Origin of the sequence: Stenotrophomonas veracruzanensis, assembly GCF_032911525.1 — a bacterium.
Taxonomy (GTDB): Bacteria; Pseudomonadota; Gammaproteobacteria; order Xanthomonadales; family Xanthomonadaceae; genus Stenotrophomonas; species Stenotrophomonas africana.
In genome coordinates this window covers 70,487-93,070 of the sequence record NZ_JAWJTI010000002.1, presented here as the reverse complement: position 1 = coordinate 93,070, position 22,584 = coordinate 70,487, and the positions used below count along the sequence as shown (strand labels likewise).

25 protein-coding genes are annotated in these 22,584 nt (G+C 67.2%); 10 read left to right on the top strand and 15 right to left on the bottom strand.

Features of this window, described 5'->3' with window-relative positions:
• Window positions 1-17: 17 nt before the first annotated feature.
• Both R1H25_RS02230 and R1H25_RS02225 read left to right on the top strand, forming a co-directional pair.
• Window positions 18-1,385, top strand: a complete 1,368-nt coding sequence (locus R1H25_RS02230; protein ID WP_049445977.1) for an SLC13 family permease — start codon at window positions 18-20, stop codon at window positions 1,383-1,385.
• 56 nt (window positions 1,386-1,441) lie between these two features.
• Window positions 1,442-2,161 carry a GntR family transcriptional regulator gene (locus tag R1H25_RS02225; protein ID WP_088480563.1) on the top strand — a complete coding sequence of 240 codons (720 nt, stop codon included), beginning with the start codon at window positions 1,442-1,444 and terminating at the stop codon, window positions 2,159-2,161.
• Between the two features lie 71 nt (window positions 2,162-2,232).
• Here the strand turns inward: R1H25_RS02225 and R1H25_RS02220 are convergent, their stop codons facing one another.
• Window positions 2,233-2,565 carry a hypothetical protein gene (locus R1H25_RS02220; protein ID WP_317222539.1) on the bottom strand — a complete coding sequence of 111 codons (333 nt, stop codon included), beginning with the start codon at window positions 2,563-2,565 and terminating at the stop codon, window positions 2,233-2,235.
• A 151-nt stretch (window positions 2,566-2,716) separates the two neighbouring features.
• On the opposite strand from R1H25_RS02220, the gene R1H25_RS02215 reads away from it, so the two are divergent.
• Window positions 2,717-3,664 (top strand): nucleoside hydrolase, encoded by a 948-nt coding sequence (locus R1H25_RS02215; RefSeq protein WP_317222538.1) that lies wholly within the window; start codon window positions 2,717-2,719, stop codon window positions 3,662-3,664.
• Window positions 3,665-3,668: 4 nt separating this feature from the next.
• Here the strand turns inward: R1H25_RS02215 and R1H25_RS02210 are convergent, their stop codons facing one another.
• The 6 genes from R1H25_RS02210 to R1H25_RS02185 all read right to left on the bottom strand — a co-directional run bounded on the left by R1H25_RS02210 (window position 3,669) and on the right by R1H25_RS02185 (window position 9,576).
• Window positions 3,669-4,928, bottom strand: coding sequence for an MFS transporter (locus R1H25_RS02210; protein ID WP_317222537.1), 1,260 nt, complete (start codon window positions 4,926-4,928; stop codon window positions 3,669-3,671).
• A 78-nt stretch (window positions 4,929-5,006) separates the two neighbouring features.
• The gene (locus R1H25_RS02205) at window positions 5,007-6,020 is read right to left on the bottom strand and encodes a hypothetical protein (RefSeq protein ID WP_317222536.1); all 1,014 of its coding nucleotides are present in this window, start codon (window positions 6,018-6,020) and stop codon (window positions 5,007-5,009) included.
• A 103-nt stretch (window positions 6,021-6,123) separates the two neighbouring features.
• Window positions 6,124-7,437, bottom strand: a complete 1,314-nt coding sequence (locus R1H25_RS02200) for a HAMP domain-containing sensor histidine kinase (protein ID WP_317222534.1) — start codon at window positions 7,435-7,437, stop codon at window positions 6,124-6,126.
• Entirely contained in the window at window positions 7,434-8,174 is a 741-nt protein-coding gene (locus R1H25_RS02195; RefSeq protein WP_032960784.1) for a response regulator, read from the bottom strand. The genes R1H25_RS02200 and R1H25_RS02195 overlap by 4 nt, the downstream gene beginning before the upstream one ends.
• Window positions 8,175-8,232: 58 nt before the next feature.
• Window positions 8,233-8,778, bottom strand: coding sequence for a redoxin family protein (locus tag R1H25_RS02190; protein ID WP_049445995.1), 546 nt, complete (start codon window positions 8,776-8,778; stop codon window positions 8,233-8,235).
• A gap of 3 nt (window positions 8,779-8,781) precedes the next feature.
• Window positions 8,782-9,576, bottom strand: a complete 795-nt coding sequence (locus R1H25_RS02185; protein WP_317222533.1) for an alpha/beta hydrolase — start codon at window positions 9,574-9,576, stop codon at window positions 8,782-8,784.
• 342 nt (window positions 9,577-9,918) lie between these two features.
• Between R1H25_RS02185 and R1H25_RS02180 the strand changes: the two genes are divergently transcribed.
• The 5 genes from R1H25_RS02180 (at window position 9,919) to R1H25_RS02160 (ending at window position 13,487) form a co-directional block, all read left to right on the top strand.
• Window positions 9,919-10,563 carry a DoxX family protein gene (locus R1H25_RS02180; protein ID WP_317222532.1) on the top strand — a complete coding sequence of 215 codons (645 nt, stop codon included), beginning with the start codon at window positions 9,919-9,921 and terminating at the stop codon, window positions 10,561-10,563.
• A gap of 95 nt (window positions 10,564-10,658) precedes the next feature.
• Complete coding sequence (locus R1H25_RS02175; protein WP_317222531.1) at window positions 10,659-11,135, top strand: EF-hand domain-containing protein; 477 nt, start codon at window positions 10,659-10,661, stop codon at window positions 11,133-11,135.
• Window positions 11,136-11,191: 56 nt separating this feature from the next.
• Complete coding sequence (locus tag R1H25_RS02170; RefSeq protein ID WP_317222530.1) at window positions 11,192-12,037, top strand: DUF692 domain-containing protein; 846 nt, start codon at window positions 11,192-11,194, stop codon at window positions 12,035-12,037.
• On the top strand, window positions 12,030-12,764 hold the full coding sequence (locus tag R1H25_RS02165; protein ID WP_317222529.1) for a putative DNA-binding domain-containing protein: 735 nt from the start codon (window positions 12,030-12,032) through the stop codon (window positions 12,762-12,764). The genes R1H25_RS02170 and R1H25_RS02165 overlap by 8 nt, the downstream gene beginning before the upstream one ends.
• 51 nt (window positions 12,765-12,815) lie before the next feature.
• On the top strand, window positions 12,816-13,487 hold the full coding sequence (locus R1H25_RS02160; protein WP_317222528.1) for a hypothetical protein: 672 nt from the start codon (window positions 12,816-12,818) through the stop codon (window positions 13,485-13,487).
• A gap of 12 nt (window positions 13,488-13,499) precedes the next feature.
• Here the strand turns inward: R1H25_RS02160 and R1H25_RS02155 are convergent, their stop codons facing one another.
• The 6 genes from R1H25_RS02155 to R1H25_RS02130 form a co-directional block, all read right to left on the bottom strand.
• Window positions 13,500-14,636, bottom strand: a complete 1,137-nt coding sequence (locus tag R1H25_RS02155) for a metallophosphoesterase (RefSeq protein WP_317222527.1) — start codon at window positions 14,634-14,636, stop codon at window positions 13,500-13,502.
• Between the two features lie 103 nt (window positions 14,637-14,739).
• A complete protein-coding gene (locus tag R1H25_RS02150; protein ID WP_317222526.1) occupies window positions 14,740-16,278 on the bottom strand; it encodes a TerC family protein in 1,539 nt (512 codons plus the stop codon).
• A 43-nt stretch (window positions 16,279-16,321) separates the two neighbouring features.
• Window positions 16,322-16,546 (bottom strand): helix-turn-helix transcriptional regulator, encoded by a 225-nt coding sequence (locus tag R1H25_RS02145; protein WP_094002110.1) that lies wholly within the window; start codon window positions 16,544-16,546, stop codon window positions 16,322-16,324.
• Complete coding sequence (locus R1H25_RS02140; protein WP_295558100.1) at window positions 16,546-17,013, bottom strand: DUF2975 domain-containing protein; 468 nt, start codon at window positions 17,011-17,013, stop codon at window positions 16,546-16,548. Before R1H25_RS02140 ends, R1H25_RS02145 begins: the two co-directional genes overlap by 1 nt.
• Before the next feature lie 184 nt (window positions 17,014-17,197).
• Complete coding sequence (locus R1H25_RS02135; RefSeq protein ID WP_317222525.1) at window positions 17,198-17,779, bottom strand: hypothetical protein; 582 nt, start codon at window positions 17,777-17,779, stop codon at window positions 17,198-17,200.
• 94 nt (window positions 17,780-17,873) lie between these two features.
• Complete coding sequence (locus tag R1H25_RS02130; RefSeq protein WP_107379266.1) at window positions 17,874-18,305, bottom strand: pyridoxamine 5'-phosphate oxidase family protein; 432 nt, start codon at window positions 18,303-18,305, stop codon at window positions 17,874-17,876.
• Between the two features lie 324 nt (window positions 18,306-18,629).
• Between R1H25_RS02130 and R1H25_RS02125 the strand changes: the two genes are divergently transcribed.
• The gene (locus tag R1H25_RS02125) at window positions 18,630-19,028 is read left to right on the top strand and encodes a hypothetical protein (RefSeq protein WP_317222523.1); all 399 of its coding nucleotides are present in this window, start codon (window positions 18,630-18,632) and stop codon (window positions 19,026-19,028) included.
• 36 nt (window positions 19,029-19,064) lie between these two features.
• A complete protein-coding gene (locus tag R1H25_RS02120; protein WP_317222522.1) occupies window positions 19,065-19,424 on the top strand; it encodes a PaaI family thioesterase in 360 nt (119 codons plus the stop codon).
• 155 nt (window positions 19,425-19,579) lie between these two features.
• On the opposite strand, the gene R1H25_RS02115 is transcribed toward R1H25_RS02120, so the two are convergent.
• Both R1H25_RS02115 and R1H25_RS02110 read right to left on the bottom strand, forming a co-directional pair.
• Window positions 19,580-21,322, bottom strand: a complete 1,743-nt coding sequence (locus R1H25_RS02115) for a GGDEF domain-containing protein (RefSeq protein WP_317222521.1) — start codon at window positions 21,320-21,322, stop codon at window positions 19,580-19,582.
• A 161-nt stretch (window positions 21,323-21,483) separates the two neighbouring features.
• Window positions 21,484-22,509, bottom strand: coding sequence for an AI-2E family transporter (locus tag R1H25_RS02110; RefSeq protein WP_057499742.1), 1,026 nt, complete (start codon window positions 22,507-22,509; stop codon window positions 21,484-21,486).
• Window positions 22,510-22,584: the final 75 nt, after the last annotated feature.

Sequence of the window (22,584 nt, the reverse complement as noted above, 5' to 3'; positions counted from 1 at the left end):
CGTGTCTGGGAGGGCGCATGAGTCCACAAATCGCAACGATCATCGGTCTGGTGATCATGTTCATCGTCGCCACGGCGATGCCGATCAACATGGGCGCGGTCGCCTTCGCGCTGGCCTTCATCATCGGCGGGCTGTGGGTCGACATGGGCGGCAAGGAGGTCCTGGCCGGGTTCCCCGGCGATCTGTTCCTGACCCTGGTCGGCATCACCTACCTGTTCGCCATCGCGCAGAAGAACGGCACCATCGACCTGCTGGTGCACTGGGCAGTAAAAGCCGTGCGCGGCCATATCGTGGCCATCCCGTGGGTGATGTTCGTGATCACCGCGGTGCTGACCGCCTTCGGCGCGCTCGGCCCGGCAGCGGTGGCCATCATCGGCCCGGTCGCGCTGCGTTTTGCCAAGCAGTACAACATCAACCCGCTGATGATGGGCCTGCTGGTCATCCATGGCGCACAGGCGGGCGGCTTCTCGCCGATCAGCGTGTACGGCAGCATCACCAACGGCGTGGTGCAGAAGGCCGGGCTGGAAGTGACCGAGATGGCGGTGTTCCTGACCAGCCTGGGCTTCAACTTCATGATGGCGACGATCTGCTTCTTCGCCTTCGGTGGCATCGCCCTGCTGCGTCGCGGCTCGATCACCGCAGCAGGAACGATCGGCAATGCCGAACTGGCAATGGCCGGTGGCCCGCAGGCGTCGTCACGCCAGTTCGCGATCGAAGGCCATGGCGCGCTGGTCGCAGCAGGCGGCGGCACGCTCAGCAATGATCCGGCGGCACTGGATGCGGTGGGCCTGACCCGCGAGCGCCTGTTCACCCTGATCGGCCTGCTCGGCCTGGGCGTGGCCGCGCTGATCTACAACCTCAACGTCGGTCTGGTCTCGATCACCGTGGCGGTGGCGCTGGCGCTGCTGTCGCCACAAAGCCAGAAGGGTGCGGTCGATGGCATCAGCTGGTCCACCGTGCTGCTGATCTGCGGTGTGGTGACCTACATCGGCGTGCTGGAACATGCCGGCGCGGTGGACTTCATCGGTAATGGTGTGTCCGACATCGGCATCCCGCTGCTGGGTGCACTGCTGGTCTGCTACGTGGGTGGCATCGTCTCTGCATTCGCCTCGTCGGCCGCAGTGCTGGGCGCCACGATTCCACTGGCCGTGCCGTTCCTGATGCAGGGGCACCTCAGTGCGGCCGGCGTGATCTGTGCGCTGGCGGTGTCATCCACCATCGTCGATGTCAGCCCGTTCTCAACCAATGGCGCGCTGGTGGTGGCTTCGGCCGCGAAGGAAGAGCGCGAAACCCTGTTCCGCCGCTTCCTGGTCTACAGCGGCCTGGTGGTGGCCCTGGGGCCGTTGTTGGCCTGGCTGGTGTTCGTGGTGCCGGGCTGGATGTAACCGCCGAACGGTCGTGCCGGCCACTGGTCGGCACGACCTGGCGTTACACTCTGCGCATGGCTATTGCCCCTGCCCCGCGGTCACCGAAGAAGCGCGCGCCTCTGTATGAAGAGGTTGCCGAACACGTGCGCGAACGCATCTACGATTACCGCCTGCCGCCGGGTGAGTGGATCGACGAGCCCGCGCTGTGCGAAGAACTGGGCATCAGCCGCACACCGCTACGCGAAGCGCTGAAGCTGCTGGCCGCCGAAGGCCTGGTGCAGATCGATGCCGGCCGTGGCTGCCGGGTCACCCGGTTGACGCTGGAAGACCTCAACCAGCTGTTTCCGGTGATGGCGATGCTGGAAGGCCGCTGCGCGCACGAGGCGGTGAAGCACATCGACGATGCCGGTGTGCAGCAGCTGGAAGACCTGCATGCAGCAATGGAGACGGCAGCGGCCGAAGGCAACATCGCCGAGTACTACCGCAACAACTACCTCATTCACGAAACCGTGCAGCATTACGCCGGCAACCCGTGGCTGATCCGCATCACCCACGATCTGCATCGCATCCTGAAGATGCACCGTGGCCGCCAGCTGCTGACACCGGGCCGCACCGCGCAGTCGCTGGCCGAACACCGCGAGTTGATGGAGTGCTTCCGACGCCGCGACGCTCAGGCTGCCGAACGCACCATGGAACGCCACCTGCTGAGCCAGGGCCAGGCTCTGGCCGCCTATGTGGCAGCAGGCGGGCTGTTGAACGTGCCGGCGCCCTTGCCGACCGAAGGCGGCGGTTGAGCCGATGAGGTTGCCGGCCAGCGGCCGGCACTACCAGGACGTGACCTTGGCCGGCATCCCGGAACATCTCGTCAATCGCCACCGCCGCAGCTGCCGCCGTCACCCCCACCACCATCACTGCTGCAGTCGGAACTGCTGTGGCTGTGCTGGCTGTAGTTGTCGCCGGAATACCCGCCCGAGTAATCGTAGGCGCCGCCGAGACCGTTGTCCTCCCGGCTGCCCGAGCCATCGGCCGTGGCCACCGCCAGGCACAGGATGGCGCCGACCAGCGGCAGCAGCCAGATCAGCAGCAACTGCACCGCCCGGCCGCCCGCCGTCAGGCCATCCCGCCTGACGATCACCACGGTAGCCACCACGTTCAGGCCCAGCACCAGCAGGACCAACAGAAGGGCAACGATCAGCATTCGGCGACTCCGTGCCTGGACTGGGGGCATTATGGCCTGTCACCCCGGCAATGGCCCTGCCTGTCATGAAGATGGGACAATGTAGGGCGCGCCGGCCTGCCTCCGGGCCGCCGGCGCCCCCCGCACCACACGGAAGAAGAAGAACAACAACATGCTGAAAGTCATTTTTGATACCGACCCGGGCGTCGACGACGCCCTGGCCCTGCTGTACCTGCACAAGCACGCCCAGATCGACCTGATCGGCGTCACCACCACCTTCGGCAATGCCTCGGTGGAGTCGACCACGCACAACGCGCTGTACCTGAAGCAGGCCTGGGGCTTTGCCGCCCCGGTCGCGCGCGGTGCCGCGGGCCCGCTGCAGCCGGAAGCCACCCCGGAAGCCTGGCCGGTGCACATCCATGGCCACAACGGCCTGGGCAACCACGCGGTGCCGGCCAGTCTGGACGTGGCTGCTGATGCCCGCCCGGCCCATCAGCTGATCATCGACCTGGTCCGCGCCCATCCGGGCGAGGTGACCCTGGTCGCGGTCGGCCGCATGACCAACCTGGCCCTGGCCCTGCAGCAAGCCCCGGACATCGCCGGCCTGGTGCGCGGCGTGGTGATCATGGGCGGCGCCTTCCACGTCAACGGCAACATCACCCCGGCCGCCGAGGCCAACATCTGGGGCGATGCCGAAGCGGCCGACGTGGTGTTCACCGCCAGCTGGCCGGTTACTGCCATCGGCCTGGACGTCACCACCCGCGTGGAAATGGACCGTGACGGCCTGGACAAACTGGCCGCCATCGGTGGCGCCGATGCCGAACTGGTCCGCGCCTTGTCGCAGGATTACGTGGACTTCTACCTGCAGGCCGGCCACAAGGGCATGGTCGTGCATGACTGCTGCGCCTGCATCGCACTGACCCGTCCGGAACTGTTCCAGTTCGAGCGCGCCAGCGTGCGCGTGGCCACCGACGGCGTCGCCCGCGGCATGACCATTCCAAAGCCGGAGGGCATGGGCTTCGGCCCCAGCGTGTGGGATGGCCACGTACTGCAGTCGATCGCCATCGGCGTGGATGCACCGGCCGTGCTGGCCGACATCGAGCAGACCCTGGCGGTCTGATCGCCTAGCGCTTGCCCCTGCCCGGGGTCGTCTCGGGCAGGGTCCACAGCACCGGCAGCACCAGCACCGCCACCAGCGCGATCATCGCGCCCGGCGCCGCCGCCCAGCCGCTGCGTTCCACCCACCATTGCGCCAGCCAGGGTGTTGCACCGCCAAAGAATGCAGTGGCCATGGTCACGCCCAGTGCCAACCCGCTTACGCGGCCTTCGCCGGGGAACTGCTCGGCGGTGGCCGGGGCAGCCACCGCGCTTACGCCACCGGCTACGCAAGCCAGCAGCACCGCGGCCAGTGCGATGCACACCGCCGTCGCCTGCGCCATCCACGCAAACAGGGACAGCGGCAGCACCGCTGCCAGCACGGTCAGGCCCAACAGCACCGGCCGTCGTCCGACGCGGTCGGACAATGCGCCGCACAGCGGCGTGATCGCGATGACCGCCACTGCCGCGATCGTCGACAGCCACAGCGCATCGCCTTCATCGTGGCCCCGCGCATGCAGGAATGCGGGCACATAGGTGATGCCCACGTAGTAGGTGATCGACCCCAGCGCCGAAATCGCAAACGTGCGCGCCACCGCCAGCGGATGGTTGCGCAGAACATGGCGAAGCGGCGTGGCCGGAATGCTGCCCGCACGGCGCTGACGCTCGAACTCAGGCGATTCGTGCATGCCCGAGCGTGCGACAAGGATCACCAGTGCCAGCGCGGCACCGACGAAGAACGGAATACGCCAGCCCCAGCTGTCCAGCTGCACGGGCGCGAGCAGCGCCACGGTAACCGCGGAGATCGCCACCGCCAGCAGTGCGCCTACTTCACTGGCCGCCGACGCCAGCGAGGTCACCAGGCCACGCCGCCGCGCCGGCGCGCTTTCCAGCAGGTACGCCACCACCCCGGTGTACTCACCGCCCACCGAAAACGCCATCACGCAGCGCAGTACCAGAAGCAGCACGCCCGCCGTCGTACCTGCCGTGGACGCTGTCGGCAGCAGGGCAGTGGCCAGCATTGCTGCTGCCATCAACGCCATCGAAGCCAGCAGCATCCAGCGCCGGCCCAGGCGGTCGCCCAGGTGGCCGAAGCACAGCGCGCCCAGCGGACGCATCAGGTAGGACACCGCGAAGCCGGCCAGGGTGACCAGCATCGCCTCTTTACCGCCGCCGAAGAACACCCGCGACAGCACCGTGGCGAAGTACAGGTAGAGAGTGAAGTCGTACCACTCCACTACAGTGGAAAGGCCCGCCACCCACATTGAGCGCTGCCGCGCGGCAGTCATTGCGTGTTCGCCTTCAACAGCCTCGATCCCGGATGTGCAGGTTCGAAGCAGGGTGGCATGGTCGGGGTGAAATACCGGTCATCGGCTATCCGTCGCCTGCATGTACTGGGTTTCATGGCCGGTGAAGCGCTCACCGTCAAATCCGAAGCAGAAGCGTCCTTCCTCGAACACGCGGTAGACCAGCAACGCGCCATCAAGGCAGAACTGCGGCTGATCCACGCCCGTCTCCAGTGTCCCGTAGCCGGTAGCCTCTCCGCCCTTTCCCGCCGGCCCGGTGAAGGCATCGATCGGCAATGGCGTGGCGCGTCCAGTGCGGGTGTCGACCAGCACCAACGTGCGCTGGAAGTATTCGGGACGATCATCGACCTGCACCAGCAGATAGTGCTGGTTGAAATTGGGCGCCTGGTGCTGGAGCGCGTCTTCTATGGCGGCCCGGTGCGGCGCATCGCAGAAGTCGACCGGGCTGTAGCGGTAGCTGCAACCGTCGCGGTCGTAGGGCAGGTTCATGCCGGAATAGCTCACGCCTGCCTGGCTGCCCAGATCGTCTCCCGGTTCCGGCGTGCTGCACAGCAGCCACGAGCGCTGCGCATCCTCGGGATCGGCCATCAGCTTCGGCTCACGGCCCGCCTCGTACGCCGCGCCACCCGGGAATTCCTGCCCGAAGCGCTGGCGGACGATGGGACGTGCCTTCTCCAGCGGCAGGCCGATCTTCGCGCCACGGAACGAGACAAAGGTCATCGTCGGCAGGATCACTTCCTCCACCGGCAGCCCCTTCCATTGCCCCTGCACGCAGAAGGTGGCGATCTCGTTCTCCTCATCCTCCTTGCAGGGCTTCGACGCGTTCGCGGCCAACCAGGGATGAGCCGGGCGGGCGGTCTGCTGATCGATGTACCAGCCATCCAGCGCGCAGGTCGGCAAGGCATCGAGCAGCGGAGAGAGGTCTGTTGCGGTGGCCGGGGCGGCAAGCGGTGTGCCCGCTACGGGCGCCCTGGTCGGCGCATCCGATGTGCGCTGGCATGCCGCCAGCGCGAGTAGACCGACCAGCAGCGCGGCGTGGCGCGCACGCCGGATTGAATGATGCGTTCCCTGCATTGCGTGTTTCCTGGTTTCGACACCCGCTGGATGATCGCCGATCCCGAGGCCGTGCAGGAATGCCGTAGATCCACGCCATGCGTGGGCGCTCTGGCCCCGCCAGTTACCCCGGCAGCTGCAGCTCCGCCCGCAGGCCGCCACCCTCGCGGTTGTGCAGCCGCAGCGAGCCGCCCAGCGACTGTGCCAGCTGCACCGCGATGGCCAGGCCCAGGCCAGTGCCGCCGGTATCGCGATTGCGCGAGCTTTCCAGCCGGTGGAACGGCGCCAGCACTGCCTGCAGCTGGTCCTCGGGAATGCCGGGGCCACGGTCGGAAATGCTGATCCACACCCTTCCGGCCTCATCGCGGCCCGCCTCGATCTCGGCGGCACCGGCGTAACGCAACGCGTTGTCGACCAGATTGCCGACCACCCGGCGCAGCGGCTGCGGCCAGGTCTGCACGACCAGTCCAGCGGGCGCACCGCCACTGACCGGCTTGCCCATATCCTCGTAATCGCCGACCACACTGGCCAGGAACGCGCCCAGGTCCATCGCCACCGGCGCGCCACTGGCGACGTGGGTGCTGCGCGCATAGGCCACGCCCTCACGCACCAGTTGACCCAGGTGGTCGAGGTCGGCCAGCAGCCGCTGCTGGGTGCTGTCTTCAGGCAGGGTCTCCACCCGGAGCTTCATGCGCGTGATGGGCGTCTGCAGGTCATGCGAGATCGCGGCCAGGATCTGCAGGCGCTCACTGACATGGCCACGAATGCGTGCCTGCAGTGCATTGAGTGCGGCTGCCGCACCGCCTACTTCCGCAGGACCATCTTCAGGCAGTGCGGGCCCGTCCTTGCCCGGCTGCAGATGCTCCACCGCATGCGACAGTTGCTGCAGCGGGCGCATGGCCAGGCGCACCGCCAGCCACGCGCACACCAGCAGCAGCGCCAGCTGCACCAGCAGCACGGCGGGCAGCCAGCGCGCCAGCGGCAGGCCCGACGGGGTGACTTCAATGGTCAAGGGAGTGCCGTCGTGCAGGCGCAGTTCCACCTCGAACCGCTCCGGCAGGCGAGCCACCTGCCGTGCCTGCAACGGATAGCGGTGCTGCAGGCTGTCATCGATGATCGCCGTGACCTGGCGTGCACGTTCGGTCTGCAGCCCTGGCCCGGCCGCGGCCGGGCGCAGCAGGTAACGGTAGGTGCGCCGCTCCAGCCGCGGCACCCAGGCCTCACGCTGCTCCGCAGGCAGGTGTTCCAGCAGCGCAACACTCACCGCCACATCCTCGTCGAGGTTGCGCAGCATCATGCTGCGGGTGGACTGGTAGCGTTCGAAGAACAGCAGGCCGAAGGACAGTGCATGGGCCAGGGCCAGTCCGCCCAGCAGCACCAGCAGCAGCCGCGCCGACAGCGTGCGCGGCCAGCGTGGACGGCGTGCGCCAGTGTTCATTCGTCCGGCCCCAGCAACTGCACCGGCACGCTGAACACATAGCCTTCGCTGCGCACGGTCTTGATGTAGGTCGGCTCGCGTGCATCGTCACCCAGGCGCTGGCGCACGCGGCTGACCAGCAGGTCGATCGAGCGATCGAACAGTTCGGCATCGCGGCCCTGGGTGAGGCTGAGCAGCTGGTCGCGACTGAGCACCCGATTGGCGTGATCAAGGAACACGCGCAACAGGCGGAACTCGGCGCCACTGAGCGGATACGCGGTGTCCTGCGCATCCAGCAGATGGCGTGCAGTGGTGTCCAGGCGCCACTCGCCGAAGGCCAGCTGGCGACCTGCTTCGCTCACCTGCAGGTTCGGCGGCAGCATCCGGGTGCGGCGGATCACTGCATTGATGCGTGCCAGCAGTTCGCGCGAAGAGAAGGGTTTGGTCACGTAGTCATCAGCGCCCATTTCCAGGCCGATGATGCGATCGGTCTCGTCGTCGCGGGCAGTCAGCAGCACCACAGGCACCGCACGATGCTTGCCGGCGCGCAGGTTGCGGCACAGGCTCAGTCCATCCTCGCCCGGCATCATCACGTCCAGCACCACCAGATCCACGGCATGGGTATCCATCAGCGCGCGCATGGCCCGGCCACCGTCGGCCTGGCTCACGCGCAGGCCGTTGCGTTGCAGGTAGTCAGCCAGCATCTGGCGGATCTCGCTGTCATCGTCGACGACCAGGATATGCGGTACGTGGTTCATTGCGTTCTCGATGAAGGCAGGGGGACAGCGCCGCGCGGCGCGGCCATGGTAGCGCGGCTCAGGGGTTGGCCAGCAGGCGCTGGATCTCGCTTTCGGTACGTGCGTAGTCGCCCTCGCCGTAATGGCGGTAGACCACACGCCCCTGCCGGTCGAGCAGGTACAGCGCGGGCCAGAAGCGGTTGCCCCAGGCGTTCCAGATCCGGTACTGGTTGTCCTGCACCACCGGCCAGGTGATATCCAACCGTGCGATGGCCTTGCGCACGTTGCCAGGCAGCCCTTCATAGGCGAACTCCGGCGTATGCACGCCGATCACCCTCAGGCCCTGCGGCGCGTACCGTGCATGCCACTGGTGGACATACGGCGCCACGTTGAGGCAGTTGCTGCAGGTGTAGGTCCAGAACTCAACCAGCACCACCTGCCCCCGCAACTGCGTCAGCGTGAGCGGTGGGCTGTTGTGCCAGGGCCCGCCACCGTTGAACCCCGCCATCGGTACTGCATCGAGCGGCTGCGCGCCGGCATCCGCACCGGGCCATGCCAGTAACAACGCCGCTCCGCCCAGCAGGCCCAGCAACAGCGGCAATGCGTACCCTCGCAGTCCGGCCATCGCTCAGCCACCCTGCTCGGCCAGCGGCAGTTCCGCCGGCTTCACCCCCGCTGCTTCCAGGATGCTGTCGGCCACCTGCGCTGGATGCGAAAGCAGCGACACATGGCTGCTGCCGACCGATTGCAGTTGTGCACCAATGCGACGTGCGGTCGCGGCCTGCAACTGCGGCGACAGCATGCGGTCATCGCGGCTGAGCACGTACCAGCTCGGCTTGCTGCGCCACGCCGCAACGTTCACCACCTCGCCCAGCGCGCTGGCCTTCAACGGGACCTGCGTGCTGTACAGCAGTGCGGCCGACTTTTTCATCACGTCCGGCGCGAAGTCCTGGGCGATGGCATCCGCCGGCAAGGTCAGGTAGCCATCCCTTTCCTGCAGTCGGGCCAGGCCCGGACCGACCGGGAAACCTTCGCCCTGTTGCGCCGAAGATTGCCCGGCATCCGGCGCGAAGGCGGCCACGTACACCAGCGCCTGTACTTTCGGGTCATTGCCCGCTTCGGTGATGACCGTGCCACCCCAGCTATGGCCGACCAGCACCACCTTGCCGGGCGCGGCGGCAATCGCGCGGCGGGTGGCGGCGACGTCGTCGGCCAACGAGGTGAGCGGATTCTGTACGGCCACCGCCGGCAGCTTCCAGTCATGCAGGGTGCTGATGACCTTGCTCCAGCTGGAGCCATCGGCGAAGGCGCCGTGCACCAGGATGACGGTGGGCGGTGCAGCAGTATCGGCCCGGGCAGCGAAGGCGGGGGCGGCGGCGCCGGCAAGGGCGAGCGCGGCGGCAAGCAGCGAGGTACGGATCATGGGTGACACTCCGGTGTTGGGAGTGGCCATTTCCGCCTGCCGGTGTATCGCCGCTGTTTCTCCGTAGCGCGGAGTTGTACCGGACTGTAGGGCGCAGGCGGGTTTCTACAGTGGGATACATTCGGGCGACGGTCCTGGCCGGGCGCTGCCGGGTGGACATCGCTCCCTGCACGCGGGCGCGCAACGCCCCGATGTGCATCAACGCATCGTCTTTGTATCTGACTGTACGAAATCCCGGCCGCGACCACAGTCGCTGACAAAACCCCAGGCAACGGCACACGTTGCCGATACCTGCGCCGTCTGGAATGGCCTCCATCGACCACTGGCCCGCAGGACACCACCATGATCAGCACCGCCTCTTCCGTGTATACCCCCCGCCTGGATGCCGTCGGCCGCTGGCTGTCACCCCTGGCGCTGCGCACCCTGCTGGCCTGGGAGTTCTTTGAATCCGGCCGCGAGAAGCTGGGCGGTCAGAACTGGTTCGCCGACCTGGAAGGCCGCTTGCCGTTCCCGTTCTCCACCCTGCCCGCGTCGCTGAACTGGCAGCTGGCCACCTGGCTGGAACTGGTGGGTGCGGTGATGCTGCTGCTTGGCCTGGCGACGCGCTCGGTGGCCTACATCTTCTGGGTGTTGACCGTGGTCGCCATCGCCGCCGTGCACTGGCCCGACCAATGGAACGGCCTGGGTGAACTCTGGCAGGGCTATGCGATCACCGACCAGGGCTACGGCAACTTCAAGCTGCCGTTGCTGTTCCTGGCCATGCTGCTGCCATTGATCCTCAACGGCGGTGGCGCACTCAGCGTGGACCGGCTGCTGGCCGTCCCCGGCCGCGCCACGGCAGGCAATGACGGCCTGGGCTGGGGCGTCAGCCTGATCGCCCTGCTGCTGCCGGTTGCCGCGCTGTTGCCCGGCATCGGCTTCGGCGGTGCCCTGCTCGGCGGTGTGCTGCTGCTGGGCCATCTGCTGCGCCGTCGCCGCGCCGCCTGAGCCGATTCCCCTGTTCCCGAGCGTTTCGCTTTCCGTCGCCTCTTCGGCGGCGTCCATCCCGCACGCCCCGCGTGCATTCCCAAGGAGTCACCACCATGTCCGTTTCGACCAAGAACACCCCTTCCCCCCGCCTGCCGCGCATCGGTGCCATCGGCATCGCCCTGGCTGGTGGCCTGCTGCTGGCCGGCCAGGCCGCGGCGATCCAGCCGCTGGCGATCAGCGCGGTGGCCATGAGCGCCGCCGCCGAAGGCAAATGCGGTGAAGGCAAGTGCGGGGCCAACAAGGCCACCACCGGCAAGCCCGCCGGCAAGGCCAAGGTGGCCGAGGGCCAGTGTGGCGAAGGCAAGTGCGGCGATGCCTCGTTTGCCCGCACCGACCGTGACCGCGACGGCAAGGTCTCGCGCGCCGAGTTCAACGCTGTGGCCGCCAAGCGTGCCGCCGAGTTCGACCGCATCGACACCGACCACGACGGTTACATCAGCGAGCAGGAAGCGCACGACTACCTGCGCAGCGTCTACACCGCCAACGGCAAGCCGATGCCGAAGGGCCTGTTCGCCCGCGTTGCCGATTGATCGACGTTCAACCGGCGCCGCCTTCGAGGCGGCGCCCTCCATCTGGAGCATCCGCCATGTCCCTGCCCCTGCCCTTCAATGCCGCCGGTCTCGGCCTGCGCCGTGGCCTGATCGACGAGCTGCTGGCAATGCCGGCCGGTGCCATCGACTTCCTCGAAGTCTCCCCCGACAACTGGATCGGCGTCGGCGGTGCACACGGCGCTGCGCTGCGCCAACTCAGCGAGCGCCACCCCTTGACCTGCCACGGACTATCACTGTCGCTGGGCGGTCCTGATCCACTGGACCGCACCCTGCTGGCACAGACCCGTGCCTTCCTCGACGTGCACCAGGTGCAGCTGTACAGCGAACACCTGAGCTACTGCGCCGCCGGTGGCCATCTCTACGATCTGCTGCCACTGCCGTTCACCGCCGAGGCCGTACACCACGTGGCCGGCCGCATCGCCCAGGTACAGGACGTGCTGGGCCGGCGCATCGCGGTGGAGAACATCTCCTACTACGCCGTTGCCGGCGCGGACTTGAGTGAGATCGACTTCATCAACGCCGTGCTCGCCGAAGCCGACTGCGACCTGCTGCTGGACATCAACAACGTCTTCGTCAACGCCTGCAACAACGGTTACGACGCCTTCGAATTCCTGGCCCGCGTGCCGTCCCACCGTGTCGCCTCGCTGCACGTAGCGGGCCACTTCGATGAAGACGATGGCTTCAAGATCGACACCCACGGCGCGCCGGTGAAAGGTGTGGTCTGGGCGCTGTTGCGCGAGGCCTATGCGCGGGTGGGCGTACGCCCCACGCTGCTCGAACGCGACTTCAACTTCCCGCCGCTTGCAGAACTGCTGGGCGAGGTTGCGCAGATCCGCCAGGCGCAGGCCGAGGCACGTTTGCCCGAGGTGGCCCATGGCTGAGTCGCTGGCTACCCTGCAACGGCGCTGGGCCGATCATGTGCGGGACCCGTCGATGCCTGCGCCCGATGGCGTCGAGGCACGGCGGATGGCGGTCTACCGCCGCCTGTGCATTGACAGTCTGGACAGCCTGCTGGCGGGCAGTCTGCCGCGGTTGAAGTCGCAGCTGGGCGACGCCTGCTGGCGCGACACAGTGGAGCACTACTACGCCAGCCACGCCTGTCACACCCCGTTGTTCCCACGGATCGCCAGCGAGTTCGCGGACTGGCTGGCGGTGCAGGACACGCTGGCGCTGCCGGCCTGGGCAGCGGAAATGGCCCACTACGAGAGCACGCAGCAGTCGCTGCATATTGAAGCGCGTGACGCCGGGCCGCCGCTGCACCGCGTTCCCGCGGGCAGCGATGTGCTGGCGGTTTCGCCGTGGGTGCGGGTGCTTGGCTACCAGTGGCCGGTACATGAGGACGAGGTGCTGGAGCCGGTATCGAGCGCAGCTCCCACGCTGCTGGTGATCCAGCGCCTCGCCGATTCCAGCCTGCAGGTCGAGGAACTGTCACCGCTTGCCTACGCGCTGCTATCGGTGTTCGGCGACGACGGCGCGCCTGTGGATGAGGCACTGCAGGTGCTGTCCGAAACACATGGCGTGGCAACGGATGCACTGCGCATGGCCTGCGCGCCCGTTCTGGACGAGCTGTGCACGGCAGGCGTGCTGGTCGCGTGGCCTGCTTTCTGAAGTTGCCGGCCAGCGGCCGGCACTACCATCCCCCTGCTCCGAGGTCTCATCATGGCTCCATCCAACACTTCCTTCCTGCACGGCTGGCGCCTGTTCGTGGCCATCGCGGTGGTACTGATCGCCTTCGCGCTGGTCGCGTTCGCCCTGCATGCCGATGTGGCCGAGGGCAGCCGAGCGGCGATCCGGGTCACTGCGCGCACATCGTTCCTGCTGTTCCTGGCAGCGTTCACGGCATCGTCGTTCGCCAGCCTTCTGCCCGGCCCGTTCACGCGGTTGCTGCTGCGCGAACGGCGCGTCATCGGCCTGTCGTTCGCGTTCTCGCACCTGCTGCATGCAATTGCCATCACCAGTTTCGGCATCCTAAACCCGGCGTTCTGGCCAGCACGATCCGCGCTGGCAAACCTCCCGGGCACAGTGGGCTACATCGCCATCCTGGCGCTGGCCATCACCTCGCACCGGGGGCTCGCCCGGCGCATGGGACCCACCGTCTGGCGTCGCCTGCACGTCACCGGCATGTGGATCATCGCGGCGGTGTTTACCTACTCGTACTTCAAGCGCGTGCCGGGCAACTTCTGGTATGCGGTGCCGTCGGCGCTGCTGTTCACCGCCTTCGTGGTGCGCTGGATCGCCAAGCGGGCACAGGCGCTGCGCCGAAGTGCGCATGTGCGCCCCGCGCAGTTGGGCACAGAGTCAGAGCCCTTCGCCGGTGGCAAAGGGATCTGACCCCAGTAGAGATCACGGCGCGCCGCGCAACGTCACCAGGGTAATCTCCGATGGAACGCCGATGCGCGCCGGGAAACCGGCCCACAGGCCTGCACCGTTGCTCACGTACAGGGTCATGCCGTCCACTTCATAACGCCCGGAGACATAGCCACCGTTGGCCCGCTTCACCAACTGGTCCATGCCGATGATCTGCCCGCCGTGGGTATGCCCGGACAGCTGCAGCTTCACCCCACGCGCCGCCGCCTCGCGCGCATTGCGCGGGCGATGATCAAGCAGGATCACCGGCGCGGACGGATCGGCACCGGCCAACGCGGCCTCCAGATCCGGCAGCGGCAGGCCGTAGCGCGCGGCCACCGGATCGGTGACACCGGCGATGGTCAGCGCCGCATCGCCGCGCCGCACCTGCAGATGACTGTTCTCCAGCACCTGCATGTGCAGTGCGCGGAACGCCTGCATCCACGCCTGGTACTGCGCGTAGTACTCGTGGTTGCCGGTGATGGCGATGACGCCGTCCGGTGCATGCAGATCAGCCAACGGGCGGGCGTCCTCGCGACGCGCCTCGACGCTGCCGTCGATCAGATCGCCGGTGATCACGATCAGGTCCGGCGAAAGTGCGTTGCTCTCATCCACTACCTTGCGCACCCAGTCGCCGGTCAGCAGGCGGCTGGCATGGATGTCGGTCAGCTGCAGCACACGATAGCCGTCGAACGCGGCCGGCAATCCGGCGATGCTCACCTCGATCTGCCGGGGCTTGGGCACCGCCATGCCCTGGCTGACACCATAGCCACTGACCAGCAGTGCCAGCACGCCGGCCACCGGTCGCAGACGCCGCGTGCACATTGCGGCTACCGCACGTGGCCAGCGCAACAGGCGCGACAGCAGCAGTCCCACATCCAGCACCAGCATCACCAGCGCCAGCAGCAACACGGCGGTGGAGCCGGTGGCCAGCGTGGCGATGGCCAGCTTCGGTATCTCCGGCGAGGCCATCGTGCCCCAGAATGTGGCGACGATGCGTAACTGCACGGCAACGCCCACCAGCAGCAGCGACAGCACGACCTTCATCCAGATGGGCATGCGCAGTGGCCAGAACAGGCGCCAGGCCACATAGAGGCCCATCAACAAACCGATCGTACTCAGCACTGCAACCATCCGGAAAAGAAAGCGGGCCCGCCATGGTGACGGTTGCGGGAGATGTTGTGTAGAGCCGAGCCGGTGCTCGGCTGCTCAGGAAGCAGTCGAGCATGGCTCGACGCTACAGATGGCCCAGGCGTTCAACCCGCAGGCGGGCGATGCGCCGCTTCTCCATCGCCAGTACGGTGATGCGTACATCCGCAATCTCCACCGCGTCACCAATGTCCGGCAGGCGCCCCAGACGCTCCAGCACCAGACCGGAGATGGTCATGTAGTCGGCGCTGCGCGGCAGCGATATGCCCGCCAGGCGCTGCAGGTCGTCCAGGGTCAGCGCGCCATCGGCCTCCCAGCAATCTTCACCCTGCGCGACCACGCCATAGCGCTCATCCTGGGTGTCGACCAGGTCACCGGCAATGGCCGCCAGCAGGTCGTTGGCGGTCACCAGGCCTTCCACGCTGCCGTACTCGTCCACCGCCACCGCCAACGGCACCGGATGCTGGCGGATCAGCTCCAGCGCCTGCAGCGCACTGGCGCTGGACAGCACGTACTGTGGCTCACGCAGGTTGCCTTCCAGCTGCAGCGGCTTGCCCTGCAGCAGATCGGCCAGCAGGTCGCGGCTCTGCACCACGCCACGCAGGCTGTCCAGATCACCGTCGCCCACCAGCAGCCGGGTATGCGGTGACGCCACCAGGCGTGCCACCACATCCTCCTCGCCGCGCGCCAGGTCGATCCACTGCACATCGGCACGCACGGTCATCACGCTCGATACCGGCCGATCGGCCAGGCCCAGCACGCTGCGGATCATCTCGTGTTCGGCCGGCTGCAGGCGCTCGGCGGCGTCCACCTGCTCGTCCACGCCTTCGTCGTCGTGGCCGTTCGCCGGACGCGCGCCCAGCATGCGCAGCACGGCATCGGCGGTGCGCTGGCGGAACGGCTGGCGGCGCTCGTTGCGTTCGCGGTTGAAGCGGACCCACTGGTTGAACGCCTCGACCAGGATCGAGAAAGCGATCGCCGCGTACAGATAGCCCTTCGGGATCTTGTAGCCCAGGCCTTCGGCCACCAGGCTGAAACCGATCATCAGCAGGAAGCCCAGGCACAGCACCACCACCGTGGGATGCTTGTTGACGAAGCGGGTCAGCGGCTTGCTGGCCAACAGCATCAGCGCCATCGCAATGGTCACGGCGGCGTACATCACGCCCAGGTTGTCGACCATGCCGACTGCGGTGATCACCGAGTCCAGCGAGAACACCGCATCAAGCACCACGATCTGCGCCACCACCATCGCGAAGCTGGCATAGACCTTCTTGCCATCCTCGTGATGCTCGCGGCCTTCCAGCCGTTCGTGCAGCTCCATGGTGCCCTTGAACAGCAGGAACAGGCCGCCGCCCAGCAGGATCAGGTCACGCCCGGAGAAGCTGTGGTCGAACAAGGTGACCAGCGGCTCGGTCAGTTTCATGATCCAGGCCAGCGCGGCCAGCAGCACCAGCCGCATCAGCAGGGCGAGCGCCAGGCCGATCACCCGCGCGCGGTCACGCTGATGCGGCGGCAGTTTGTCGGCAAGGATCGCGATGAACACCAGGTTGTCGATGCCGAGAACGATCTCCAGCACGACCAGGGTTGCAAGGCCCATCCATATCGAGGGGTCAGCCAACCATTCCATTTCAGGTCCGTTTCGTCAGTAGGTAAGGGAGAAGGGAAAGCACTCAGTCAGCGTCCTGCGCCTGCATCGGGTCATGCCCGAGCAGATCGCCGGGCGTGCACTGCAGCTCACGGCAGATCGCATCCAGCGTGGAAAAGCGGATGGCGCGCGCCTTGCCGGTTTTCAGGATCGACAGGTTGGCCAGGGTGATATCGATGCGCCCGGCCAGCTCGGACAGGGTCATGCCCCGTTCCTGCAGCATGCGGTCCAGGGTGATCACAATCGCCATCAGATGACACCATCGAGGTCATCGCGCATCGCCGCGCCCACGGCGAACACGCGTGCCAGCACGAACAGCATCAGCACCGCGACCAGGCCGGTGATCGACATGCCCCCGCCCACCTCCATCCAGGTGAAGTCCGGCCCCATCCAGGCGGCGTAGGCGCCGATCAGGATCGAGAGCACCTCCATCGACAGCATCAACCACGCCATGCGTTGCAGGCGCTGTGCATTGGCATGGGTGAACGGCCGCTCGCGCGCCGCCGACTTCAGCAGCCGCAGCAGATGGCGCAGGAACACCAGGCACAGCACCAGCAGCGCGACGATCGCGCCCAGGCCCAGGCAGAAATGCAGGAACAGATCGTTGCCATGCGCGGCGGCGGCAGCGGCATCGTGCACGCTGTCGAGCAGCCAGCGGCGGTCGTGGGCGACCAGTGGCACGGCCAGCAGTGCGGCCAGGATGCCCAGCCAGCACATCGCCCGGACGGCCTGTACGGCGGCCTGGGCCAGGGTGAACAGGCCTCGCGCGGGTCTGGCGCGGGCGGGACGAGCGGTCAAGCGGCCTCCGGCATTGGGGTGGCCTCGCCGCCCCACGGTGAATTTATCGATAAACGATATATCACCCGCCGCGTGAAAGTCTGAATCGGGAACGTGACCCCTGTCAGGGCCCAGGCGCGCCCTGTTCCAGCATCGCTTCGCCCGGGGCCGCCGAGGCCATCGCCTGCACGCCGGCTTCAGCCGCCTCCCGCGTGACCAGACGGAAGCGCACCTGCAGCTTGCCCTGCCCCGGCGTCGCCCAGCCGTACTGGATGGCCACCTGATCGGCCGACAGTGGCCCACGCCCTGGCAGCGACCGTACCTGCAACGGCTTCGGTGCGGCCTGCACCAACCGCGCAAATCCCTTCTGCACGACCGCCGCGTCGGCCTTTTCGGCGTAGACCGTACACGTGCCATCGTCAGCCCAGCTCACCGCATAGCGGCCACTGGCCAGAGGCACCATCCAGGCCACGCCCGGTTGCCCCTGCAACAGCGTCGCGGCTTCGGCAGGCTGCAACGGCGACAGCCCATTGGATTCCATCAGCGACTGCAACCGCGCCGGGGCACCGATGTGCTGCATGCAGGCGGTATCGAACAGCTCGCTGAAGGGATCCTGCCCCGGAGCCTTGGTCTTGGGAGTACGCGCGGGTTGCGCCACCGCCAGGGTGGGCAGCAGGGCCAAAGCCAGCCAGAACGCAGGACGCATCGGGATTCCACGCTACGGAAAACAGCAGGGAGGATGGCAAAGCCCGGGTGCGCCGCGCAATGGCCGCGACGGCCGCCAGCCTCCCTCTGCCAGGTCAGACGGCTATTTCGCCTTCATCCTCGCCATCCCAGTAGTGGATGCGGCTGGCACGCACGTGAATGAGCACCAGTCCTGGTGTATCCACTCCCTGTTCGAACCAGCGCTCCAGGTCCTTTACCCAGTGCTGGCTCATCGTGGCCCGGTCGCGCACCAGCACAGCCCTGCCCTGCACGTGCACGAACAGCGGCGGCTTGCCCAGCAGCGATTTGCTGCCGGAAAAACCCAGCGCAACGGCGGGGTCAGCTTCAATCTCGCGCACCATGTCGGTGTCCTCCGTGGTGAAGAACCAGCTGTCACCGTCGTAGTCCACGTCACCGTTGTTGCTCATTGGACGACCCGCGATCTCTCCATCGGCGTGGGTCTGCAGCAGGGTGAAATCAATGCCAGCCATTTTCTTGGCCAGTTCGGGCAGGGTGAGCTGGGTCATGGCGTCGTCCTTCTTCGGATGGAATCCCAGCGTCTGCGCGGAGCAGTGACCGAAGCGTGGATGAGCAGTTGCGGCCTCTTCACAGAAAACGAGATAGGGCGCATGGCGCGTGCGTGACGCATTCCTCACCACCACACTGGCGTTAACAGCAGATGGAGGAATGGCCCTGCACGCCGCGACGCGCCTCTAACGGGGGGCTGCCCGAGAATCGCGCAACCCCGTGGCATGACCGGCATGGCTGCCGGCGTGCACGCTGCGACTTCTCCGCAACCGCATGGCCTCCACATGGACCTGTTCGCCTGACTCGCGTTCGGCTGTTACCTGTTGGCGTTCTTCATTGTCTCGCTGTTTGCTGCCGCCTATCTGAAGCGCTCCGACTTCATGACCTACCACGGCCAGGCCGTGGGCATGCCGTGGACCGAGATCGAGCCGCGCATGCAGGTGCTGCTGATGGCACTCATCCGCGTGGTCGGCGCAGGTTGGATCGCACTGGCCGGCGCTGGCGTGATGCTGGCCTGGCTGATCTTCTTCGGGGGTCACTTCGCGCTGCCGCAGCTGCTGGCGTTCCAGCTGTTCTGCCTGGCCGCCACCGTGCCGCCGGTCCTGGTCGCTGCCGGCGTGCGACGGCGTACCGGTGCGCGCACACCGGTGCCCGCCGGCGCCATGGTGGTACTGCTGTCGGTCATCGGATTCGTGCTGGCCCTGTTGTCGCTACCGCTGTGACTTCCCTTTCTCTCCCCTCCCCCACGAGGCTCCACGATGAATCCCGAATCGATCTTCTACAGCGTGGTCAACGGTGATCTGCCGCCCTCCCGGGCGGGTACTCTGCTCGGCTGGCGATTCGTCGACTACGACGACGCACTGCGCCGCATCCAGGTCGAATTCGAGGCTGGCCAGGTGTTGACCAATCCGATGGGCAACGTGCAGGGCGGCTTCCTGTCAGCGATGCTCGACGACTGCATGGGGCCGGCGATCTACGCCACACTGCCCGCCAACCGCATCGCGGTCACGGTGGAATCCAAGACCAGTTTCGTCAGTCCGGCACGACCAGGGCGCATCATCGGTTGGGCGAAGTCGAACACAGCAAAGGCAGCATCGCCTTCACGCGTGGCTGGCTGACCGACCCGGCAGGCAAGGTACTGGCCACCGCCACCGCCACCTTCCGGGTGGGTGCGCTGCGGTGGCGTGGCTTCTCGGTACCCCGTCCCATAGCGCGCCGGATGATTGGGCGGACGCTGCGGCGCGTGCATGCACGCATCGGCTGACGCGTGCCCTCAACGCGTGATGCGAGCGCCAACCGCCACGCGCACGCGATCGCGGCCCTGCGCCTTGGCCTGGTACATGGCCGCATCCGCAGCGCGCAGCAACGTGCGCCAGCCCAGCGCGTCGGTACCGCCCTCGGCCACACCGAAGCTGGCGGTGACCCGCAGCACCTTGCCGCCGACCAGGGCGATATCCAGCCGCTGCAGCGCCACCCGCAGCGACTCGGCCAGCTGGCGGCCACCGGCCAGATCGCCGTCGGCCAGCAGCACCAGGAACTCCTCGCCGCCATAACGGGCGATGCTGTCGCTGCGGCGCAGGTGGTGCTGCAGCAACTGCGCCACCTGCACCAGCACTTCGTCGCCGGCTTCATGGCCATGGCCATCGTTGATCGCCTTGAAGCGATCCACATCCAGCAGGATCACCACGGCGTTTGCATCGCCCTCCGCGTGTCTCTGCTGCACCACTTCATCCAGCGCGCGCCGGTTCAACAATCCGGTCAGCTCGTCGGTGCCAGCGAGCTGGCGCAGCTCGCTGGTCAGTGCCGAGCGCTCGCGCGATTTCTCACGCAGTACTTCGATGGCGTCGAACAGGCGCTGCATCTCGGCCAGCGGATGGGTGACATGCTGCTCCGGGCCGGGTGCATCCGAGGCGAGCTGGATCACCTGCTTCTGCGCCTGCAGCAACGGCTGCAGGATCTGCAGGTGGGCGATGCGCAGGGCCACGCCCAGCACCACCAGCGTGCCCAGCGCGGTCGCCGCCAGCACCGCCAGGCGCATGGCCTCGCGATCGCGGGTGCGTTCGAAGCGGGCGATGGACACGCTCAGGTAGCCATCGCGCAACGCCTCAAGCGACTGCAGGGTGGGCACGTAGCGCGTGGTGAACTCGGCCGCGGTCCACGGCGGTGGTACGCCACGGCGGCCATCCTCGATCAACTGCTCGATCATCGGCAGCGATTCACCGAAGAACTGCCGGCGTGCCATGTCCCAGTGCCATGACAATGCCGCGTCACTGCGGAACACCGACTCATGGCTGACCGCCAACCGCCACAGTTCCAGCAGGCGGCCCTCGGTCTGCTGCGCAGCGCGCACCTGTTCCTCGCGCCATGCCCCCGGCACCGCCACCGGCGCCATCACGTTCGACGCCAGGCGGCCGCCATGCTCGCGAAGATCCATCAGTACCTGGCCCTGCATCGCCGGAATCGCCGCTTCACGGTCGGCACTGACCAGCACGTTGATCTGCGCCGAAGTCAGCAGGTGCAGGCGATCAACCACGGCGAACATGCCGCTGATCGCACGCTCCACCTCCTCCACCCGGCGCGCACCGTGCGGCTGCGCCGCCATCCGGTCCACCGCGGCGCGCGCCGACCGCAGGCGACGTTGCGCGTCGGCCAGCAGGCCATGCTCATCCACCACGCCCGGGTCGTTCTTGAGTACGGTGTCCAGCTGCAGCATAGCGGTGTCGACCCGCCTGCGCGCGGCCGCCAGCTGCGCGGCCAGCCGCGCCCGTTCGGCGGCGTCGGCCGGGTCAGCCCCCAGCAGGCTGTTGGCCGGGCCGCGCTCGGCCGAAGCCAGGTTTGCCAGATCGAAGGTCTGCCGCAACTGGCGCAGGCTGGCCAGGTTCTCTTCGGCGGCGGTGTAGCGCAGCGTGCCCTGGACCAGAGCGATGGCCATCAACGGCAACGTGCACACCACGAACAGCCCAGCCAGGATCCAGACCCAGGTCCGCAACCTGATGGGCGATGCCTTGCCGGCCATGCAGAATTCCCCTGAAGTGCGGCTCACTGTAGCGAGCGGCTCCGGCGGCGCCAAGCCAGCGCCGTACGATCCGCAGGGGGGATATAGCGCAGCGCGCGCGAACGCGCCGACAACGCCGGCGCCCCCCGTCCAGCCGGTCAGATGCGACAGGTCACGCCGGGTCAGATCCAGCGCTGGTCGACCAGTTCGCGCTTCACGTAGGCGTAGAACACCGGTGCCGCCACCAGGCCGGGCAGGCCGAACGCCGCTTCCATCACCAGCATTGCCAGCAACAGCTCCCAGGCGCGGGCCTGGATCTCACCGCCGACGATGCGCGCGTTGAGGAAGTACTCCAGTTTGTGGATCACGATCAGGTACAGCAGCGCGGCCACTGCCACGTAGAACGAGACCGACAGCGCGACAATGGCGATGATCGTGTTGGAGATGATGTTGCCCACCACTGGCAGCAGGCCGGCGATGAAGGTGATCAATACCAGCGTCTTGGACAGTGGCAGGTGCACGCCGAACAGCGGCAGCACACCCAGCAGGAAGATCGCGGTGAACACGGTATTGAGCAGGGAGATCTTCAGCTGCGCGAACACCACCTGGCGGAACGCGGTGGCCAGGCGGCTGGTGCGCCCGACCAGCTCCTGCGCCAGCGGCCCCATCTTCGGCAGCGGAAGTTCGTCGTACAGCGCGATCATCGCGCCCAGCACCATGCCGATCAGCACGCGTACGCCCACCTGCACCACCGACGTGCCGGCCACGCCCAGCTGGCGCTGGTGCTCGGCGGCCCAGTCATTGAGCGCCGCACGCAGCGCCGGCATGTCCTCCGGGATATACGGCTGCAGCAGCGCCGGTACCTGATGGCGCGACGAATTGAGGATATCCATCAGCCGCGCCAGCAGCGCGTCCGGCCCGCCGGTTTCGTTGCGGAAGAACGACGCCACGCCGATCCCGGCCAGCACCAGCCCGCTGATGATGATCGCCGACAGCACGATCACCGCAATTGCCCGCGCCCGTCCCGGCGGCAGCCTGCCTTCCACGGTGGACGCCAGCACGTGGGTCAGCTGGAACACCAGCAGCCCCGACAGCAGGGTTACCACCAGGCCCAGCTTCAACGCCAGCCACATGCCCAGCAGCATCATCAGCCAGGCCGCGATCCTCGGAACAGGGGGCTTGGGCTGGGCAACGAGGGCGTCTTGCATGGGCGGCGCGTCCGGGCGGGGTGGCCCATGGTAGAGGATTGGCGGCAACGATTCCGGGTGCAGGATGAACGGGCA

Bases quoted from the DNA above. Each gene is read 5' to 3' on its own strand.
- R1H25_RS02130 (WP_107379266.1), bottom strand. From the start codon at position 18,305: ATGACCCAGCTCACCCTGCCCGAACTGGCCAAGAAAATGGCTGGCATT.
- R1H25_RS02190 (WP_049445995.1), bottom strand. From the start codon at position 8,778: ATGGCCGGACTGCGAGGGTACGCATTGCCGCTGTTGCTGGGCCTGCTG.
- R1H25_RS02220 (WP_317222539.1), bottom strand. From the start codon at position 2,565: ATGCTGATCGTTGCCCTTCTGTTGGTCCTGCTGGTGCTGGGCCTGAAC.
- R1H25_RS02140 (WP_295558100.1), bottom strand. From the start codon at position 17,013: ATGTGCTGGCTGGGCATCCTGGCCGCACTGCTGGCCGTGCCACTGGTC.
- R1H25_RS02200 (WP_317222534.1), bottom strand. From the start codon at position 7,437: ATGAACACTGGCGCACGCCGTCCACGCTGGCCGCGCACGCTGTCGGCG.
- R1H25_RS02170 (WP_317222530.1), top strand. From the start codon at position 11,192: ATGTCCCTGCCCCTGCCCTTCAATGCCGCCGGTCTCGGCCTGCGCCGT.
- R1H25_RS02115 (WP_317222521.1), bottom strand. From the start codon at position 21,322: ATGGCCGGCAAGGCATCGCCCATCAGGTTGCGGACCTGGGTCTGGATC.
- R1H25_RS02215 (WP_317222538.1), top strand. From the start codon at position 2,717: ATGCTGAAAGTCATTTTTGATACCGACCCGGGCGTCGACGACGCCCTG.
- R1H25_RS02180 (WP_317222532.1), top strand. From the start codon at position 9,919: ATGATCAGCACCGCCTCTTCCGTGTATACCCCCCGCCTGGATGCCGTC.
- R1H25_RS02135 (WP_317222525.1), bottom strand. From the start codon at position 17,779: ATGCGTCCTGCGTTCTGGCTGGCTTTGGCCCTGCTGCCCACCCTGGCG.
- R1H25_RS02185 (WP_317222533.1), bottom strand. From the start codon at position 9,576: ATGATCCGTACCTCGCTGCTTGCCGCCGCGCTCGCCCTTGCCGGCGCC.
- R1H25_RS02150 (WP_317222526.1), bottom strand. From the start codon at position 16,278: ATGGAATGGTTGGCTGACCCCTCGATATGGATGGGCCTTGCAACCCTG.
- R1H25_RS02165 (WP_317222529.1), top strand. From the start codon at position 12,030: ATGGCTGAGTCGCTGGCTACCCTGCAACGGCGCTGGGCCGATCATGTG.
- R1H25_RS02145 (WP_094002110.1), bottom strand. From the start codon at position 16,546: ATGGCGATTGTGATCACCCTGGACCGCATGCTGCAGGAACGGGGCATG.
- R1H25_RS02210 (WP_317222537.1), bottom strand. From the start codon at position 4,928: ATGACTGCCGCGCGGCAGCGCTCAATGTGGGTGGCGGGCCTTTCCACT.
- R1H25_RS02110 (WP_057499742.1), bottom strand. From the start codon at position 22,509: ATGCAAGACGCCCTCGTTGCCCAGCCCAAGCCCCCTGTTCCGAGGATC.
- R1H25_RS02205 (WP_317222536.1), bottom strand. From the start codon at position 6,020: ATGCAGGGAACGCATCATTCAATCCGGCGTGCGCGCCACGCCGCGCTG.
- R1H25_RS02195 (WP_032960784.1), bottom strand. From the start codon at position 8,174: ATGAACCACGTACCGCATATCCTGGTCGTCGACGATGACAGCGAGATC.
- R1H25_RS02175 (WP_317222531.1), top strand. From the start codon at position 10,659: ATGTCCGTTTCGACCAAGAACACCCCTTCCCCCCGCCTGCCGCGCATC.
- R1H25_RS02160 (WP_317222528.1), top strand. From the start codon at position 12,816: ATGGCTCCATCCAACACTTCCTTCCTGCACGGCTGGCGCCTGTTCGTG.
- R1H25_RS02230 (WP_049445977.1), top strand. From the start codon at position 18: ATGAGTCCACAAATCGCAACGATCATCGGTCTGGTGATCATGTTCATC.
- R1H25_RS02155 (WP_317222527.1), bottom strand. From the start codon at position 14,636: ATGGTTGCAGTGCTGAGTACGATCGGTTTGTTGATGGGCCTCTATGTG.
- R1H25_RS02120 (WP_317222522.1), top strand. From the start codon at position 19,065: ATGAATCCCGAATCGATCTTCTACAGCGTGGTCAACGGTGATCTGCCG.
- R1H25_RS02225 (WP_088480563.1), top strand. From the start codon at position 1,442: ATGGCTATTGCCCCTGCCCCGCGGTCACCGAAGAAGCGCGCGCCTCTG.